General features: G+C 71.4%; 18 protein-coding genes. 11 read left to right on the forward strand and 7 right to left on the reverse strand.

Translation table 11 applies throughout. The features are described 5' to 3' along the window. Window positions 1-68 precede the first annotated feature (68 nt). The 6 genes from murI (at window position 69) to ACY1JX_RS13725 (ending at window position 6,068) form a co-directional block, all read left to right on the forward strand. Entirely contained in the window at window positions 69-875 is an 807-nt protein-coding gene (murI, locus tag ACY1JX_RS13700; RefSeq protein WP_462564306.1) for a glutamate racemase, read from the forward strand. Continuing rightward, on the forward strand, window positions 872-1,633 hold the full coding sequence (locus ACY1JX_RS13705; RefSeq protein WP_181756359.1) for an MBL fold metallo-hydrolase: 762 nt from the start codon (window positions 872-874) through the stop codon (window positions 1,631-1,633). Before murI ends, ACY1JX_RS13705 begins: the two co-directional genes overlap by 4 nt. Window positions 1,634-1,753: 120 nt before the next feature. Next, a complete protein-coding gene (locus ACY1JX_RS13710) occupies window positions 1,754-3,946 on the forward strand; it encodes a choice-of-anchor J domain-containing protein (RefSeq protein ID WP_462564307.1) in 2,193 nt (730 codons plus the stop codon). Between the two features lie 80 nt (window positions 3,947-4,026). Next, a complete protein-coding gene (rph, locus tag ACY1JX_RS13715) occupies window positions 4,027-4,746 on the forward strand; it encodes a ribonuclease PH (protein ID WP_181756360.1) in 720 nt (239 codons plus the stop codon). Then, entirely contained in the window at window positions 4,743-5,357 is a 615-nt protein-coding gene (rdgB, locus tag ACY1JX_RS13720) for an RdgB/HAM1 family non-canonical purine NTP pyrophosphatase (protein ID WP_462564308.1), read from the forward strand. The genes rph and rdgB overlap by 4 nt, the downstream gene beginning before the upstream one ends. Window positions 5,358-5,402: 45 nt before the next feature. Further along, window positions 5,403-6,068, forward strand: coding sequence for a VOC family protein (locus ACY1JX_RS13725; protein WP_462564309.1), 666 nt, complete (start codon window positions 5,403-5,405; stop codon window positions 6,066-6,068). 7 nt (window positions 6,069-6,075) lie between these two features. Here the strand turns inward: ACY1JX_RS13725 and ACY1JX_RS13730 are convergent, their stop codons facing one another. From ACY1JX_RS13730 to ACY1JX_RS13740, 3 genes are read right to left on the reverse strand one after another with little or no spacing between them, the layout of a single operon-like run. Further along, a complete protein-coding gene (locus tag ACY1JX_RS13730) occupies window positions 6,076-7,302 on the reverse strand; it encodes an ABC transporter permease (RefSeq protein ID WP_462564310.1) in 1,227 nt (408 codons plus the stop codon). Then, on the reverse strand, window positions 7,299-8,009 hold the full coding sequence (locus ACY1JX_RS13735) for an ABC transporter ATP-binding protein (RefSeq protein ID WP_462564311.1): 711 nt from the start codon (window positions 8,007-8,009) through the stop codon (window positions 7,299-7,301). Before ACY1JX_RS13735 ends, ACY1JX_RS13730 begins: the two co-directional genes overlap by 4 nt. Next, on the reverse strand, window positions 8,009-9,010 hold the full coding sequence (locus tag ACY1JX_RS13740) for an efflux RND transporter periplasmic adaptor subunit (protein ID WP_462564312.1): 1,002 nt from the start codon (window positions 9,008-9,010) through the stop codon (window positions 8,009-8,011). The genes ACY1JX_RS13735 and ACY1JX_RS13740 overlap by 1 nt, the downstream gene beginning before the upstream one ends. Window positions 9,011-9,069: 59 nt before the next feature. On the opposite strand from ACY1JX_RS13740, the gene dapE reads away from it, so the two are divergent. Continuing rightward, the gene (gene dapE / locus ACY1JX_RS13745; protein WP_462564313.1) at window positions 9,070-10,140 is read left to right on the forward strand and encodes a succinyl-diaminopimelate desuccinylase; all 1,071 of its coding nucleotides are present in this window, start codon (window positions 9,070-9,072) and stop codon (window positions 10,138-10,140) included. A 1-nt stretch (window position 10,141) separates the two neighbouring features. Here dapE and ACY1JX_RS13750 read toward each other — a convergent pair whose 3' ends face one another. Beyond that, a complete protein-coding gene (locus ACY1JX_RS13750) occupies window positions 10,142-11,035 on the reverse strand; it encodes an SGNH/GDSL hydrolase family protein (protein ID WP_462564314.1) in 894 nt (297 codons plus the stop codon). 131 nt (window positions 11,036-11,166) lie between these two features. On the opposite strand from ACY1JX_RS13750, the gene ACY1JX_RS13755 reads away from it, so the two are divergent. The 3 genes from ACY1JX_RS13755 (at window position 11,167) to ACY1JX_RS13765 (ending at window position 12,284) form a co-directional block, all read left to right on the forward strand. Further along, on the forward strand, window positions 11,167-11,679 hold the full coding sequence (locus ACY1JX_RS13755) for a hypothetical protein (RefSeq protein ID WP_181756368.1): 513 nt from the start codon (window positions 11,167-11,169) through the stop codon (window positions 11,677-11,679). Window positions 11,680-11,771: 92 nt separating this feature from the next. Beyond that, window positions 11,772-11,933 carry a DUF3117 domain-containing protein gene (locus ACY1JX_RS13760; protein WP_078700305.1) on the forward strand — a complete coding sequence of 54 codons (162 nt, stop codon included), beginning with the start codon at window positions 11,772-11,774 and terminating at the stop codon, window positions 11,931-11,933. A 24-nt stretch (window positions 11,934-11,957) separates the two neighbouring features. Further along, window positions 11,958-12,284 carry a hypothetical protein gene (locus tag ACY1JX_RS13765; RefSeq protein WP_286929840.1) on the forward strand — a complete coding sequence of 109 codons (327 nt, stop codon included), beginning with the start codon at window positions 11,958-11,960 and terminating at the stop codon, window positions 12,282-12,284. 25 nt (window positions 12,285-12,309) lie between these two features. Here ACY1JX_RS13765 and ACY1JX_RS13770 read toward each other — a convergent pair whose 3' ends face one another. Continuing rightward, on the reverse strand, window positions 12,310-12,939 hold the full coding sequence (locus ACY1JX_RS13770; protein WP_181756370.1) for an O-methyltransferase: 630 nt from the start codon (window positions 12,937-12,939) through the stop codon (window positions 12,310-12,312). 150 nt (window positions 12,940-13,089) lie between these two features. Between ACY1JX_RS13770 and ACY1JX_RS13775 the strand changes: the two genes are divergently transcribed. After that, window positions 13,090-13,650, forward strand: a complete 561-nt coding sequence (locus ACY1JX_RS13775) for a sigma-70 family RNA polymerase sigma factor (protein ID WP_181756371.1) — start codon at window positions 13,090-13,092, stop codon at window positions 13,648-13,650. A gap of 21 nt (window positions 13,651-13,671) precedes the next feature. Here the strand turns inward: ACY1JX_RS13775 and ACY1JX_RS13780 are convergent, their stop codons facing one another. Beyond that, entirely contained in the window at window positions 13,672-13,986 is a 315-nt protein-coding gene (locus tag ACY1JX_RS13780) for a sec-independent translocase (RefSeq protein ID WP_286929841.1), read from the reverse strand. 10 nt (window positions 13,987-13,996) lie between these two features. Next, entirely contained in the window at window positions 13,997-15,148 is a 1,152-nt protein-coding gene (locus ACY1JX_RS13785; protein WP_462564315.1) for an Mrp/NBP35 family ATP-binding protein, read from the reverse strand. Window positions 15,149-15,193: the final 45 nt, after the last annotated feature.

Consider the following 15,193-nt stretch of genomic DNA (forward strand, 5'->3'; position numbering starts at 1 on the left):
GGCGTGATGACGGACCTCACGCCCCTTCGATTGCCCGCCGGAGCCGGGAGGTGTCTACCCTCTGGGGTGTGAGCGACGCACCCATCGGCATCTTCGACTCGGGCTTCGGTGGTCTCACCGTGGCGCGGGCCGTGCTCGACCAGCTGCCGCACGAGCCGATCGTCTACCTCGGAGACACGGCCCGGCAGCCGTACGGCTCGAAGCCGATCTCCGCCGTGCGCGAGTACGCGCTCGAGTGCCTCGACCACCTCGTCGAGCAGGGCGTGAAGACCCTCGTGATCGCCTGCAACTCCGCCAGCGCCGCGGTCCTGCGCGATGCCCGCGAGCGCTACGACGTTCCCGTCGTCGAGGTGATCCTCCCCGCGACGCGCCGCGCCGTGAACGCCACGCGCAACGGCCGGGTGGGCGTCATCTGCACGGCGGCCACCGCGACCTCCGGGGCCTACGACGACGCGTTCGCCGCCAACCCGGGGATCGAGCTGCACACCAGCACGTGCCCCCGCTTCGTCGAGTTCGTCGAGGCCGGGATCACCGGCGGGCCCGAGCTGATCGCCGTGGCGCAGGAGTACCTCGCGCCGTTGCAGGACGCCGGGGTCGACACGCTCGTGCTCGGCTGCACGCACTACCCGCTGCTGACGGGCGTCCTCGCGTACGTCATGGGCGATAGCGTGACCCTCGTGTCGAGCGCGGAGGAGACGGCCAAGGACGTGTACCGCCTGCTGGCGTCGCACGACCTCGAGCGCGACCCGGCCCTGCCGACCCCGGCGCACCGCTTCCTGACCACCGGTCATCCCGCCGAGTTCGCCGACCTCGGGCGCCGCTTCCTCGGGCCCGAGGTGGAGTCGGTCGACCAGTTCGCGTGGGTGACGACGTGAGGCTCACGATCGTCGGCTGCTCCGGCTCGTTCCCGGGCCCCGAGTCCGCCGCCAGCTGCTACCTCCTCGAAGCGCCGTTCGAGGGCCGCACCTTCCGCCTGGTGCTCGACCTCGGCTCGGGGGCGCTGGGTCCGCTGCAGGAGTACATCGACCTGCGCGACATCGACGCGATCAGCCTGTCGCACCTGCACGCCGACCACTGCTTCGACATGAGCGGGCTCTACGTCGTGCGCAAGTACCACCCCGCGGGCGCGCCGCCGAAGATCCCCGTCTACGCGCCGCCGGGCAGCGACTGGCAGCTCTCGAACGCCTACGGGACCACCGCGCCCAACGGGATGACGCTGCCGTTCGAGTTCCACGACCTCGTCGACGGTCTCGAGACCACCGTCGGCCCGTTCACCGTGACAGCGCGTCGCACGCCGCACCCCGTGGAGGCGTACGCCGTCCGCATCGAGCACGAGGGGCGCGTCCTGGTCTACTCCGGCGACACCGGACCCGACGACGGGCTGGCCGAGTTCGCCGCGGGCGCCGACGTGTTCCTGTGCGAGGCCTCGTTCGTGGAGTCCGCCGAGAACCCGCCCGACCTGCACCTCACGGGGGCCGACGCGGGCCGCATCGCCGGGAAGGCCCGGGTGGGCCGACTGCTGCTCACGCACATCCCGCCGTGGACCGATCGCGACGAGGTCGAGGCCGACCTCGCGACCACGTGGTCGGGGGAGCGGGCGCTCGTCCGCCCCGGCGACGTAGTCGAGTTGTAACCCTTCACCGCGTTGCCGGGTGGGTCCGGAGGTAGTTAAGTGACTCTCGGTGCCCAAAGCACCGTGCCACCAGGGTGCGGCGTGTGTGTCCGGGGGGACGGGTGCCAAGAGAGGTAGATCGTGACGATCTCATGGAAGCCACTCGCCCTGGCCGCCGCACTCGCGGCCTCGGCACTGACGGGGCCGGCGATCGCCGGCAGCACGGCCTCTGCCGCACCCGCCACCGCGAAGGCCGCCGAGCCGCAGCCGTTCCACCCCGACCAGGACCTGAAGGACATCACCTTCCAGGGCAAGAAGGTCGACACGTCGCTGGAGTACCAGGGCAAGAAGAGCTCCGCCCGTAGTCGCAGCGCCGCGCCGACCGCCGAGACGCCGCCCGTGGGCACGGTCCGCCCGTGGCTCGCGCTCGACGACGTCGAGGGCGGCATCTACCGCAAGGACTACACGCTGCGCGGCGCCGGCGACCACATCGAGGTGTGGGTGGCCAACGACATCGCGTTCCCCGAGGGCGACTGCCGTGGCGACGACGCCACCGTCGTCACCGACGCGCAGGTGGACAGCCTCGTGAACGAGTTCGACACGAACATCTACCCGAAGGAGTCCGAGGCGTTCAGCACGCCGCCGGCCCGCGACGGGTCGAACGCCCTCATCGAGGGAGACTTCAGCGGCGGCGGCGACAAGATCGTGACGCTCGTCGACAACGTCCGCGACGACAACTACTACGACTTCCCCGCGGCCCCGACGTACATCGCCGGCTTCTTCTGGTCGACGTTCAACGAGTACATGGACCGCAACGTCATGACGATCGACGCGTTCGACTGGGAGCACCGCACCGGCGCCGACCCGGTCGACGAGCCGACCGACGACCTCTGCACGAGCCGTCCGGCCCGTCCGCACCTCTACGAGGGCACGTTCGCCCACGAGTACCAGCACCTGCTGCAGTACTACACCGACGCGGGCGAGACGATCGCCGTCAACGAGGGCCTGTCCGACTTCGCGCAGACCCTCGTGGGCTACGTCGACGGCACCAAGACCGTCGAGGACAAGGGCGGCGACAGCCACCTCTATTGCTTCCAGGGCTTCGGCACGGTCCAGACGCCGTACAACACCAACCCCCGCGACTGCGGTGGCCCGGAGAACTCGTTCAACTTGTGGGACGAGGGCAACACCTCGTCCGGCGTGCTGGCCGACTACGGCCACGCGTACCAGCTGATGCTCTACCTGTACGACCGGTTCGGCCAGGACGTCATCTCCGCGCTGCACCGCGACGGTGAGGAGCAGGGCATCGCGGCCATCGAGAAGCAGCTCGAGGCCGAGGGCACCACGTTCCGCAAGGTCTTCCACGACTTCCAGTCGATGACCCTGCTGGACCAGATCGTGGGCGATGCGAGGAAGTCGCTGCTCGTGGGCGCCTCGAAGTCCAAGGTCACGACGCCGAGCCTCCGCTCGACGGTCAACCTCGACAACCCGGCCTCGTACGCCACGCCGGGTGTGGCCCCGAACGGTGCGGACTACGTGCCGGTCAAGGTCAAGGGCAAGGCGCTCACGGGCGCCCAGCTGCGCAACGCCACGTTCGAGGGTGCCAAGACGCTTCCCGCGCAGCCGCTGCGCTGGACGTCGGTCACGGACGACCCGGATCGCCTCGGCGACGCGGTGCTCTTCTCGGGCAACGCCAACAGCCTCGACGTCGCGGCGGTCACCTCGGTGAACGTCCCGGCGGGCTCGCCCACGCTCACCCTCGACGCCAAGTACGGCGCCGAGGAGGGCTACGACTACGGCTACGTCCAGGTCTCCACCGACGGCGGCGCCACGTACACGTCGATCGCCGGCGACCAGACGGTCGAGGGTCCGCAGGGTCCGGCGCTCGCCGGCACCACCGACGGCTTCGAGCAGCACACGTTCGACCTGTCGGCCTACGCCGGCCAGGAGATCCTGCTGTCGTTCCGGTACATCTCGGACGGTGGCGTCAACGAGGGCGGCCTGAAGATCGACAACGTGGTGGTCGGCGGCACGACCGTCAGCGACGGCTCCAACATCGGTGACTTCTCGTCGCCGACGCAGGTCCGCCCGACCCCGGTCGAGAACTGGCACGTCAAGCTCGTCGGCATCCGTCCGGGCAAGGTGCCCTACGTGGCCCAGGTGGCCTCGGACGGCAAGCGCACCCTCAAGCTCGACAAGCTGTCGCTGCTCAAGCTCAAGCCGGCCAAGCAGATCGTGGCCATCGTCAGCTACGACGACTCCACCGAGATGGTCCAGCAGTACGCGCCGTACCAGCTGACCGTCAACGGGGAGCTGCAGCCCGGCGGCAGCTGATGGTCTGACGGTTTTCCCGGTGGCGTGGGACACGAAACCCACGTCACCGGGGAAACCTCCGTCCGGCTACCGTGGGCGGGGTGACCCGAGAAGACGGCAGGACCCCCGACGAGCTGCGCCCGATCACCATCACCCGAGGCTGGCTCGACCACGCCGCGGGCTCGTGCCTGGTGGAGTTCGGCAAGACCCGCGTGCTGTGCGCCGTGGCCGCCACCGAGGGCGTGCCGCGCTGGCGCAAGGGCTCGGGCATGGGCTGGCTCACCGCCGAGTACGCGATGCTGCCCCAGGCCACGCACGACCGCTCGGCCCGTGAGTCGGTCAAGGGCAAGGTCGGTGGCCGCACCCACGAGATCAGCCGCCTCGTCGGTCGCTCGCTGCGCGCCGCGGTCGACCTGTCCCAGCTCGGCGAGAACACCATCGCGATCGACTGCGACGTGCTCCAGGCCGACGGCGGCACCCGCACCGCGGCGATCACCGGCGCCTACGTCGCGCTGGTCGATGCCGTGAACCACCTCAAGCAGCAGGGCGCCGTCAAGGGCGACCCGCTCGTCGACTCGATCGCCGCGGTCAGCGTCGGCATCATCGACGGCACCCCGATGCTGGACCTGCCCTACGTCGAGGACGTGCGCGCCGAGACCGACATGAACGTCGTGATGACCGGCTCCGGGAAGTTCATCGAGGTCCAGGGCACCGCCGAGAACGCGCCGTTCGACCGCTCCGAGCTCGATGCGCTGCTCGCGCTGGCCGAGAAGGGCTGCGCCGACCTCACCCGCCTGCAGCGCGAGGCCCTGGACGCGTGACCCGGGTCGTCCTGGCGTCGGGCAACGCGAAGAAGCTCGACGAGCTCCGGCGCATCCTCGAGCCGCTCGTGCCGGGCGTCGAGGTGCTCGGCCTGGCCGACGTGGCCTCCTACGACGAGCCGGCGGAGACCGAGCCCACGTTCGAGGGCAACGCGCTGATCAAGGCGCGGGTCGCCGCGGCCGAGACCGGCCTCCCGGCGCTGGCCGACGACTCCGGTCTGTGCGTCGACGCGCTCAACGGCATGCCCGGCGTGCTGTCCGCGCGCTGGTCGGGCGTCCCGAAGGACCAGGGAGGCGACGCGGCCAACAACCGGCTGCTGCTGGCCCAGCTGGCCGACGTCCCCGACGGGCGCCGTGGCGCCGTGTTCCGCTGCGCGATGGCCCTCGTCCTCCCCGACGGCACGGAGATCGTCGAGGTGGGGGAGATGCCCGGGCGCGTCCTGCGCGGTGAGCAGGGCGAGGGTGGCTTCGGCTACGACCCGCTGTTCGCCGCCGACGGGTACGACGTCTCCACCGCGGAGCTCTCGCGGGACGAGAAGGACGCCATCAGCCACCGCGGACGCGCGCTGCGTGCGATCGCCCCGCGCGTCGCCGACGCGCTCCGCGCCTGATCCTCCCGGGGTGACGCCGGGGCGCTCCGCCCCTAGCGTGGGCCCATGGCGCTCGTGGAGTTCAAGGACCTGGTGATCGACGTCGAGGACCCGGCCGCGGCGGCCGAGCGCTGGGGCCGCTGGCTGCACCTCGACGGCGAGACCGACGAGGTCGGCGCCGTCCTGCGTGGCGGGCAACCGGGACAGACGATCTGGATCAACCCGGCGCCGCCCAAGACGGTCAAGGACCGGGTCCACCTCGACCTCGTGGCGCGCGACCTGACGCCCTTCGAGGGTCTCGAGCGCGTCACCGAGCCCGGGGAGTTCAGCTGGACGACGTTCCGCGATCCGGAGGGCCACGAGTTCTGCGTCTTCGAGGGCGACAAGCGGCCGGAGGGGCTCAAGGACGTCGTCGTGGACGCGGTCGACCACGCGGCGATCGGCGCCTGGTGGGCCGACGTCTTCGGGGCCACCCTCGACTCCGACGGCGACTACACGTGGGTGGACGACATCCCGGGCGCCCCAACGGAGTCCTTCGACTTCGTCACGGTCCCCGAGCCCAAGACCGTCAAGAACCGGATCCACTGGGACGTGACGCTCGTAGGCGACGCCACAGTGGACGACCTCGTCGCGCGGGGAGCCACCGTGCTGCTGCCGCCGGGCGACGACCGGGGATGGACGGTCATGGCCGATCCCGAGGGCAACGAGTTCTGCGTCTTCGAGGCGGCCTGATCGCGGGTCAGAACCGGATCGCGTCGACGATCCGCACCCGCACCGCCACGATCGCGGGCAGCACCCCGGCCAGGGCGCCGACCAGCAACGACACCCCCATGCCGAGCACGGCGGCCGACAGCGGGAACGGCGGCACGTCGTCGATGCCCTCGAGGAGGTACTTCGCGGTCCACGGGCCGTTGACCAGCGCGATGGCGATCATCACGCCGACGAGGCCCGCGACGAAGGTGGCGACGATGCTCTCCATCACGACCGAGAAGAACACCCGGCCCGAGGTCGCACCGAAGCTGCGCCGGATGCCGATCTCGCGCACGCGCTGCTGGATCGTGATGACCGAGACGTTCAGCAGGCTCAGGGCGCCGAGCAGCAGGATGACCGAGCTGATGCCCACGACGACCCACTTCACGACGTCGAGGTCGTCGGCACCGCCCCAGGCGAGGTAGTCGCTGCGGTCGGCGGTGACCTCCAGTCCGGGCAGCTCGGCGTCCATGGACCGGGTGACGGCCTCGGCCAGCTCCTCGGCGCCCTCGCTGGGCACCCACAGCTTCCAGGACGCGTCGGTGACCGGCAGGCTCGCACCGAACCAGTGGTCGTAGGCACTGGCGAGCACGTAGGCCCGCGGGTGCTCGGCGAAGCGGGTGGACGAGGACGTGACGCCGACGATCGTGGCACTCACCGAGGTCTGGCCTCCCTGCAGGTCGACCGTGACCGGCACGCGGGTGCCGACGAGTCCCAGCTCCTTCAGGAACCGCGGGTCGACCACCAAGGAGGGGGAGAGGTTTCGCGCGTCCGAGTCCACCAGCCACCGTCCCTGCGCGGTGACGACCCGGTGCATCGGGGCGTACGCGGGATCGACGACGATCGCCTCCACCGGGCTGGACCTCGCGCTGCGGGTCGCCGTCAGCTGGGCACTCCCCACCATCGACGCGTGGCTGATCCGGTACTGCTCCACCACCTTGTCGAACGCCGGCCGGATCGCGGAGGCCCTCGGGCCCATGCCGTCGCCCTGCTCCTGGTAGGCGTAGACGCTGAGCATCGCCGGACGGCCCTCCTTCTCGTACTGCTCGACGAGCGCCTGCTGCCCGATGTCGGCCACCGCCACGGTGCCGCTGAGCGCCGCCACGGCCACGCCGACGCCCACCAGCGACAGCAGGACCCGCAGCTTGTGGATGCGCAGCTCGTGCCACGCCTCGATGACCGCGGCAGCGAACCCGGTCAGCGCACGGCCGATCACGCGACCGCGTCCAGGGGGTGCAGGGCACCGTGCTCGAGGCGGTAGCGACGGCGCGCGATCGCCGCCACGCCCGGGTCGTGCGTGATGGTGATCAGCGCGGCTCCCGAGTCGCGGGAGACGTCGTCGAGCAGGGTCATCACCTGGCCGCCGGTCTCGACGTCGAGGGCCCCGGTGGGCTCGTCGGCCAGCACCACGCGCGGTGAGCGCACCAGGGCGCGGGCGATCGCGACGCGCTGCTGCTCGCCGCCGGACAAATGCTGGGGCCGGCTGTCGAGCCGGTCGGCCAGGCCGACGTGCTCGAGCATCTCGGCCGCGATCCGCCGCCGCGACCAGAACTCCCGGCCCGTGGCGTACATCAGCGGCGCGACGACGTTCTCCAGCGCCGACAGCCCCGGCAGGAGGTTGAACTGCTGGAACACGAACCCGATGTCGCGGCCCCGGATCCGGGCGGCGGCACCACCGGAGAGGGTGCGGACGTCGTGGCCCCGCCACTCCAGCGTGCCGTGCGTCGGCCGGTCGAGGAGCCCGAGCATGTTCAGCAGCGTCGACTTGCCGGTGCCCGAGCGCCCGACGATGCCGATGTGGTCACCGCCGTGCACCACGAGGTCGACGCCCGACAGGATCGTCAGGTCCTCGTCGTCGGGCAGGACCACGGTGCGGCCCACGCCCGTGAGGCGGACGAGCTCGACCGCCCCCGAGGCGCTCATCAGTAGCCCTCGTCGAACTCGGCGCCCTCGCCGGAGGAGGGCGCGCCCGGGACGTACTGCAGGATCTCCGTGCCCTCCTTCAGGCCCTTGAGGACCTCGACGCTCTTGCCGTCGTTGACGCCGAGCCGAATCGTGCGCTCGGTCGGCTCGCCACCGTCCTCGACGACCCAGACCGTGCCGCGCTCCAGCAGGCCCCGCACCGCCGTGACCGGGACGACGAGAGCGTCCTTCGTCGATCCCGCGTCGATGCGCATCGTCATGGACAGGCCGTCGAACACCGTGACGTCCTCGGGCACCACGCAGGTGACCTTCGTCCCCGCGGCCGACTCGCCGCCCTCTTCCTCCGAGGGCTCCTGCGCCGCGTCCTCACTGACCTCGTCGGCGATCCGCAGGTCGGCGCAGGTGAACGGCTCGGGCCCGCCGTCGATCGTCACCGTGGCCTCGTCGGGTGCGTCGAGCAGGCGGTACCGGTCGACCACGGCGACGGAGCCCTGGGCGGTGAACGTGGACCGCCTGATCCGTGCCACCGGCGCGTCCTCGCCGACCTCGGCGCCGACCTTCGCGTTGAAGGAGGCCACCCGGCCCTCCGCGGGCGCCGTGACCGTCACGTACCTGACCGCGGGAGGAGCGGGCTCGTCCTCGTCGTCGCTGCCGGACTCGGTCGGCTCGACGGTCGTGCGCACCTCGAACAGCGGGTCGCCCTTGCTGACCTTCGCCCCGTTCGGGACGTGGGCGTGGGTCAGGACGCCCGCGGCCGAGGACTTCACCGGCACGGCCGGGTCGATGACGATCGTGCCGTCGAGGTCGAGCGAGTTCTCGATCTCGCCGCGCTCGACGGTCAGGCTCGGCGAGAGGGAGACGGCCGTGGGCGAGTCGCCGCCCTCGGACCCGGTCGCGTCACCGCCGAACGCCAGGACGGCGAGGCTGACGGCGATGGTCGCGCCGACGAGCAGCCAGGCGGTCGGGAGGACGAACCGGCGGAAGGTGCGGGTGAAGGTCACCGCCGGAAGGTACCACGCAATGCGCAGTAGTGGGAGTCGATCCCGTTAGGGTTCCCGTCATGGAGACTCTCGACCTGAATGCCGACATCGTCACCCTGACCCGCGCGATCGTGGACGTGCCGTCCGAGAGCCTGGACGAGGCCGAGCTGGCCGACGCGGTGGAGTCGGCGCTGCGGGCCCAGGCGCACCTCGAGGTGGTCCGCGACGGGCACACGATCATCGCCCGCACCGATCTCGGGCGCGCCGAGCGCGTGGTCATCGCCGGTCACATCGACACGGTGCCGGTGAACGGCAACATGCCGTCGCGCCTCGAGGGCGACACCATCTGGGGCCTCGGCACGTGCGACATGAAGGGCGGCGTCGCCATCGCGCTGAGCCTGGCCGCCGCGGTCGCCGAGCCGGTCCGCGACGTCACGTGGGTGTTCTACGAGGCGGAGGAGATCGCCGCGGTCCACAACGGACTGGGACGCGTCGCCCGGGAGCACCCCGACTGGCTCGCCGGTGACTTCGCGATCCTGATGGAGCCGTCGAAGGCCGGCGTCGAGGCGGGCTGCCAGGGCACGATGCGCGTCGAGATCCGCACGACCGGCGAGCGTGCCCACTCGGCGCGCTCCTGGATGGGCCACAACGCGATCCACGACCTCGGCGCGGTGCTGGCCACCCTGGCCGAGTACACCCCGCGCACGGTCGAGATCGACGGGCTGACGTACCGCGAGGGACTGAACGCCGTGGGCATCTCCGGCGGCGTGAGCGGCAACGTCATCCCCGACGCCGCCGTGCTCACCATGAACTACCGCTTCGCGCCCGACCGTGACGAGGACGCCGCGCTGGCCCACCTGCGCGAGGTGTTCACCGGCTACGACCTCACGGTCACCGACTCGGCTCCCGGCGCCCTCCCGGGTCTCGAGCGGCCCGCGGCGGCGGCCTTCGTGGAGGCCGTCGGTGGCGAGGTCGGGCCGAAGTTCGGCTGGACCGACGTCGCCAAGTTCACCCAGCTCGGCGTCCCGGCGGTGAACTACGGTCCCGGTGACCCGATCTACGCGCACAAGGCCGACGAGCAGGTCCCGGTCGAGCACCTGCACCGGGTGCACGCGCGCCTGCGCCGCTGGCTCACGGGCGACGCGGACTGACTCAGCGGTCGAGCGCCTCCTGGGCGATCCGCGCGATCTCGGTGTGCCCTGCGCTCGTCGGGTGCGGGTCGCCGAGCGTGCAGTAGTAGGTCCAGCGGCAGACGTCCTCGGCGCGACCCGGGATCGTCCCGAACGCGGCGGTCTCCACCGTGCGGTCGGCCGACTCGTAGGCGCCGAACGCCCGCGTCACGTCCACGAAGGTGGCGTCGTGCTTCGCGTAGACCGCGCGCAGTGCGGGGTTGAAGGTCGTCCGGAACATCTCCACCGTGGCGTCGGCGATCGCCGGCGCCGACTCCGCCTCGGGGTGCAGCACCGGCTCGCCGGTCCAGAAGTCGGGGTACGTCAGCCCCAGGATCGGCACGTCCGCTCCGACGCGGTCGCGGATCAGCGTGAGCAGCTCGTCGATGGCCTCGGTGGCGGCCGGCATGGTCTCCCGGGCGCAGGCCCGCAGGTTCGAGTCCAGGGAGCAGCCCCGCAGGTCGTTGAGGCCCAGCACGACGGTGACGAGCTCGATCTCGTCGCCGTACCGGTCGAGGTGGCGCGTCATCTCGTCGGCCTCGGAGCCACCGGTGACGGGCGGAGCGGCGGACCCGCGCCGCTCCTCGTCGCACGCCTCGCCCTCGAGGAAGGCCACTGCCGTGATGCCCGCGCAGCTGACGTTCACCAGCTCCAGCCCACGATCCTCGGCGATCTTCCAGGCGAAGCCCGACGTGGTGTTCTGGGCGGGCTCTCCGTTCAGCGCCGGGCGGTACCCGGCGGCGTAGGAGTCGCCGATCGCGAGGTACTGCGGGCCCGTGTCCGAGGCAGGCGGCACCGGGGCCGTGGAACAGGCGGCGAGGGCCGTCGTCGCCAGCGCGAGGGCGGCGGCGAGGCGGCCGAGGGGGACGAAGTGCACCCGCACCACCGTAATGACGATCGCCCGGGCGGCCACTCGGGGCGAACACTCAGGTGTGACCTGAAACTTACTGGCGGCCGCGTCGGCGTGCCGTCGGCGGTGCGCCGGGCGTCGCGCCTAATCTGGGCCGCATGTCCAGCCGCACACTTCCCCGCTCGCTGCGCGTGACATCCGCAGCGATCGTGCTTGCTCTGGCCGCCGTCGTCGTCATCGCCGCTGTGGCGATGCAGACGATTCCGGCCCTCATCATGGCCTCTTGCGTGGCCCTCTCGGCCGGTATCACATCGACCGTTCTCATGTCCGAGGAGATTCGCGAGGTCCGCCAGAAGTTCGCGAAGGACCGCGTGCGCGATGCTCGTGTCATCGCCCAGCGCGAGCGTGAGCACCTCGACGTCGACGCGACGTTCCGTCGCGCCGTCAGCGAGCGCCTGCGCGCGAGCGAGGCCGAGATCTCCCGACTGCGCGCCGACCTGGCCGCCGGCAGCGCGCAGATCGACGAGCTCGAGGAGCGCCTCGCCACCGAGCAGGAGCTCGTCGCGATGCTCGGCGTGCGCCCCGAGATCGATCCGCGGATCGTCACGCCGGAGACCGAGGCCGGCGCCGCCGACCGGGCCGACGGCTCGGGCGAACTTCGCTCCGCCTGACGGCTTCTCGACCCTTGGCGTGATTCCGTCGTCGCGATGGGCGATAATGGATCCCGGCCCGAAATATCGGGCGACCAACGAGAGGGGTACAGATGGCCGCCATGAAGCCTCGGACCGGCGACGGACCGATGGAGGTCACCAAGGAGGGACGCTGCATCGTCATGCGCGTGCCGCTCGAAGGTGGCGGACGTCTGGTGGTCGAGCTCAACAACGATGAGGCCGCCACCCTCGGTGACGCCCTCAAGGCCGTCTGAGCTCGCTGGATGTACGGACTCTCCGTGCGTTGGTCCCTGACCGACGCGCCTGACGGCGTGCTCGAGCGTCTGCACGAGTACGTCGAGTCCGAGTCCCACGCGAAGTTCGCGGGCCTGCCCGGCCTGCGCTTCAAGACGTGGCGGGCTCGCGAGGGCGAGTGGTTCGAGGGCACCTACGTCTTCGTCAGCGACGAGGCGCGTGCGGCGTTCCAGGCCGACTTCGAGAAGCGTGCGGCCGACGCCCCCGGCACGGCCCTGGTGGGCGTCACGCCCACGATTGAGCCCTTCCAGGTCGTCGCCGTCGTGCGCGGCCCGGCGGGCTTCCGCTCCGCCGCCCGCTTCGAGGACTGACCGGCGCCGAGTGCGCGCCCCGCGATCAGTGGGGCTTCTGCAGCACCAGCAGGCCGTCGCCCAGCGGCAGCAGGAGGGCCGAGAGGTCCTCGTCGGCCCGCACACGCTCCACCAGCTCGCGGATCGCCACGGTCTCGGGATCGCGCTGCGACGGGTCGGCCACGCGGTCGTGCCACAGGGCGTTGTCGAACACCACGAAGCCGCCCGCGCGCGTCAGGCGCAGCGCCTCGTCGAGGTACTCGCCGTACTCCACCTTGTCGCCGTCGCAGAAGACCAGGTCGTAGCCGCCGTCGTTGAGGCGCGGCAGCACGTCGAGGGCCGAGCCCGTGATGAGGCGGAAGCGCGTGGGGGAGATGCCGGCGCCCAGGAACACCTGGCGGGCCAGCCGCTGGTTCTCGGCCTCGAGGTCCACCGAGGTGAGCACGCCGTCGGGCAGCATGCCGCGCAGCAGGGCCAGACCCGAGACTCCCGTCCCCGTGCCGATCTCGGCCACGCTCTTGGCGCCGGCGGCGCCGGCCAGGAACGACAGGGCCGCGCGGGCTCCGGGCAGGACCGGGACCACGCCGACGGTCTCGGCGTGCTGGCGCGCGGTGCGCAGGTGGTCGTCCTCGGACTGGAACTGCTCGACGTAGGCCAGGCTGGCTTCGGTGGTCATCGTCCCCTCGCAATCGTTCGGCGGGTCGCCCCAGCCTATCGACGTGAGGTGCTGCGGACGCGTGGGACTCGCGGGGTCACGGCCACGGGACTTCGCCAACGCCCAGCCGGTTCTTCGGCTGCTCTCAGGTTGGCGGTCGAAGATCGAGGCATGCCCGACCGGAAGCCGTCCCTGCAGGACCAGGCCGAGATCTACGCCCAGCACGGGACGCAGGTCCGTCGCCTCGCCACGCGGCTCACCGGGAACCGTCAGGACGCCGAGGACCTCACGCAGGACGTGTTCGAGCGCGTCTTCACCTCGCTCGACCGCTACGAGGCCCGCAACCTGGCCGGCTGGATCCACCGGATCACCACGAACCTCTTCCTCGACCGCGCCCGTCGCGCGGGCCGCCAGCCCACCGCGGCGCTGACGGCGGCGCACGAGGCCCGCCTCGTCGACGACGGCTCGCTGCCGCACGACCTCGTGCACGACGCCGGGTTCGACCCCGACATCGAGGCCGCCCTGGCGACCCTGCCCAGTCACCTGCGGGTCGCGGTGGTTCTCTCCGACGTGGAGCAGCTCGAGCACGCCGAGATCGCCCTGCTGCTCGGCATCAAGGTCGGCACCGTCCGCACCCGGGTCCACCGGGGCCGCGCCGCGCTGCGTCGCGAGCTCGCGCACCGCGAGCCCCGCGCCGGCCGCACCCGTGTGCTCGGCGCGCTCGGCATCTGAGCGCCTCGCCAGGAGCGAAGGTCAGGTGGCTTCGGCGTCGAACGGAGGCACCTCGCCGGGCCGCAGGATGCGGACGCTCGGCACGGGCGGGGGAGTGGTGGTGTCCGACAGGATCACGTCACGGACCGCCGCGCGCGGGTCGAGGTCGCGCAGGTTGAGGTCCTTGAAGTCGTCGCCGAGCTCCTTGCCCAGCTCGGTCTTGGCGTTTTCGGCCATCTGACGCAGCGTGCGGACGAACTGCGCCGCCTGCCGCGCCAGCCCGGGGAGTCGGTCGGGGCCGAACACGATGATCGCCACGACGAGGATCGCACCGATCTCCATCCAGCCCAGGCCCACGGGCGCGATCCTACAGTCGGCCGGCGGGGGCCAGACCCAGCTGCATGCCGGCCAGGCCGCGCGAGCGGCCACTGAGCTGGTCGGCGATCTGCTGCAGGACCTTGGCGCTCTCGGCGTCAGGCTCCGAGGCCACGATCGGGGCGCCGGAGTCGCCGGTCTCGCGCATGCGCTCCTCGAGCGGGACCTGGCCCAGCACCGAGATCTCGTAGCCGAGGCGCGCGCTCAGGGTGGAGGACACCTGAGCGGCGCCACCGGACCCGAAGACCTCCATCTTCTCGCCCGACGGCAGCAGCAGCCACGACATGTTCTCGACGACGCCCACGACACGCTGGTGCATCATCGAGGCCATCGTGCCGGCGCGCTCGGCCACCTGGGCCGCGGCCTGCTGCGGCGTGGTGACGACGATGAACTCCGCGCCCGGCAGGTGCTGGCCCATGCTGATGGCCATGTCGCCCGTGCCCGGGGGCAGGTCGAGGAAGAGGGCGTCGAGGTCGCCCCAGTAGACGTCGGCCAGCATCTGCACGAGCGCACGGTCGAGCATCGGGCCGCGCCATGCGACGACCTGGTCCCGGCGCGGCTTCAGCATGCCGATGCTGATGACCTTGATCTCGATGTCGCCGATCCGCGCGGGGACAGGCATGATCATGTCCTCGACCTGGGTGGGGCGCTGGTCGCCCACGCCGAGCATGTCGGGGATCGAGTGGCCGTAGATGTCGGCGTCGAGGACGCCCACCTTCAGGCCACGCTTGGCCATCGCGACGGCGAGGTTGACGGTGACGGACGACTTGCCGACGCCGCCCTTGCCGGAGGCGACCGCGTAGACCTTGGTCAGCGAGCCGGGCTGCGCGAAGGGGATCTCGCGCTCGGCGCGGCCGCCGCGGAGGTGCTCCTGCATGGCCTTGCGCTGCTCGTCGGTCATGACGCCCATGTCGACGCGCACGGTGTGCGCGGGGGCGACCTTGACCACGGCGGCGGTGACGTCGCGGGTCAGGGTGTCCTTGAGCGGGCAGCCGGCCACGGTCAGCAGCAGTCGCACGACGATCTCGGTCTCGCCGATCGTGACGGTGTCGACCATCCCCAGCTCGGTGATCGGGCGCTTGATCTCGGGGTCGTTGACGGTCGAGAGTGCCTCGGTGATCAGTTCCTGGGTGACGTCAGCCATGCCCTGAAGTCTACGGGTCCCTATCGAATGTCCCGGGGCCGCGTC

The sequence above is a fragment of the Aeromicrobium sp. JP4 genome, assembly GCF_054957925.1.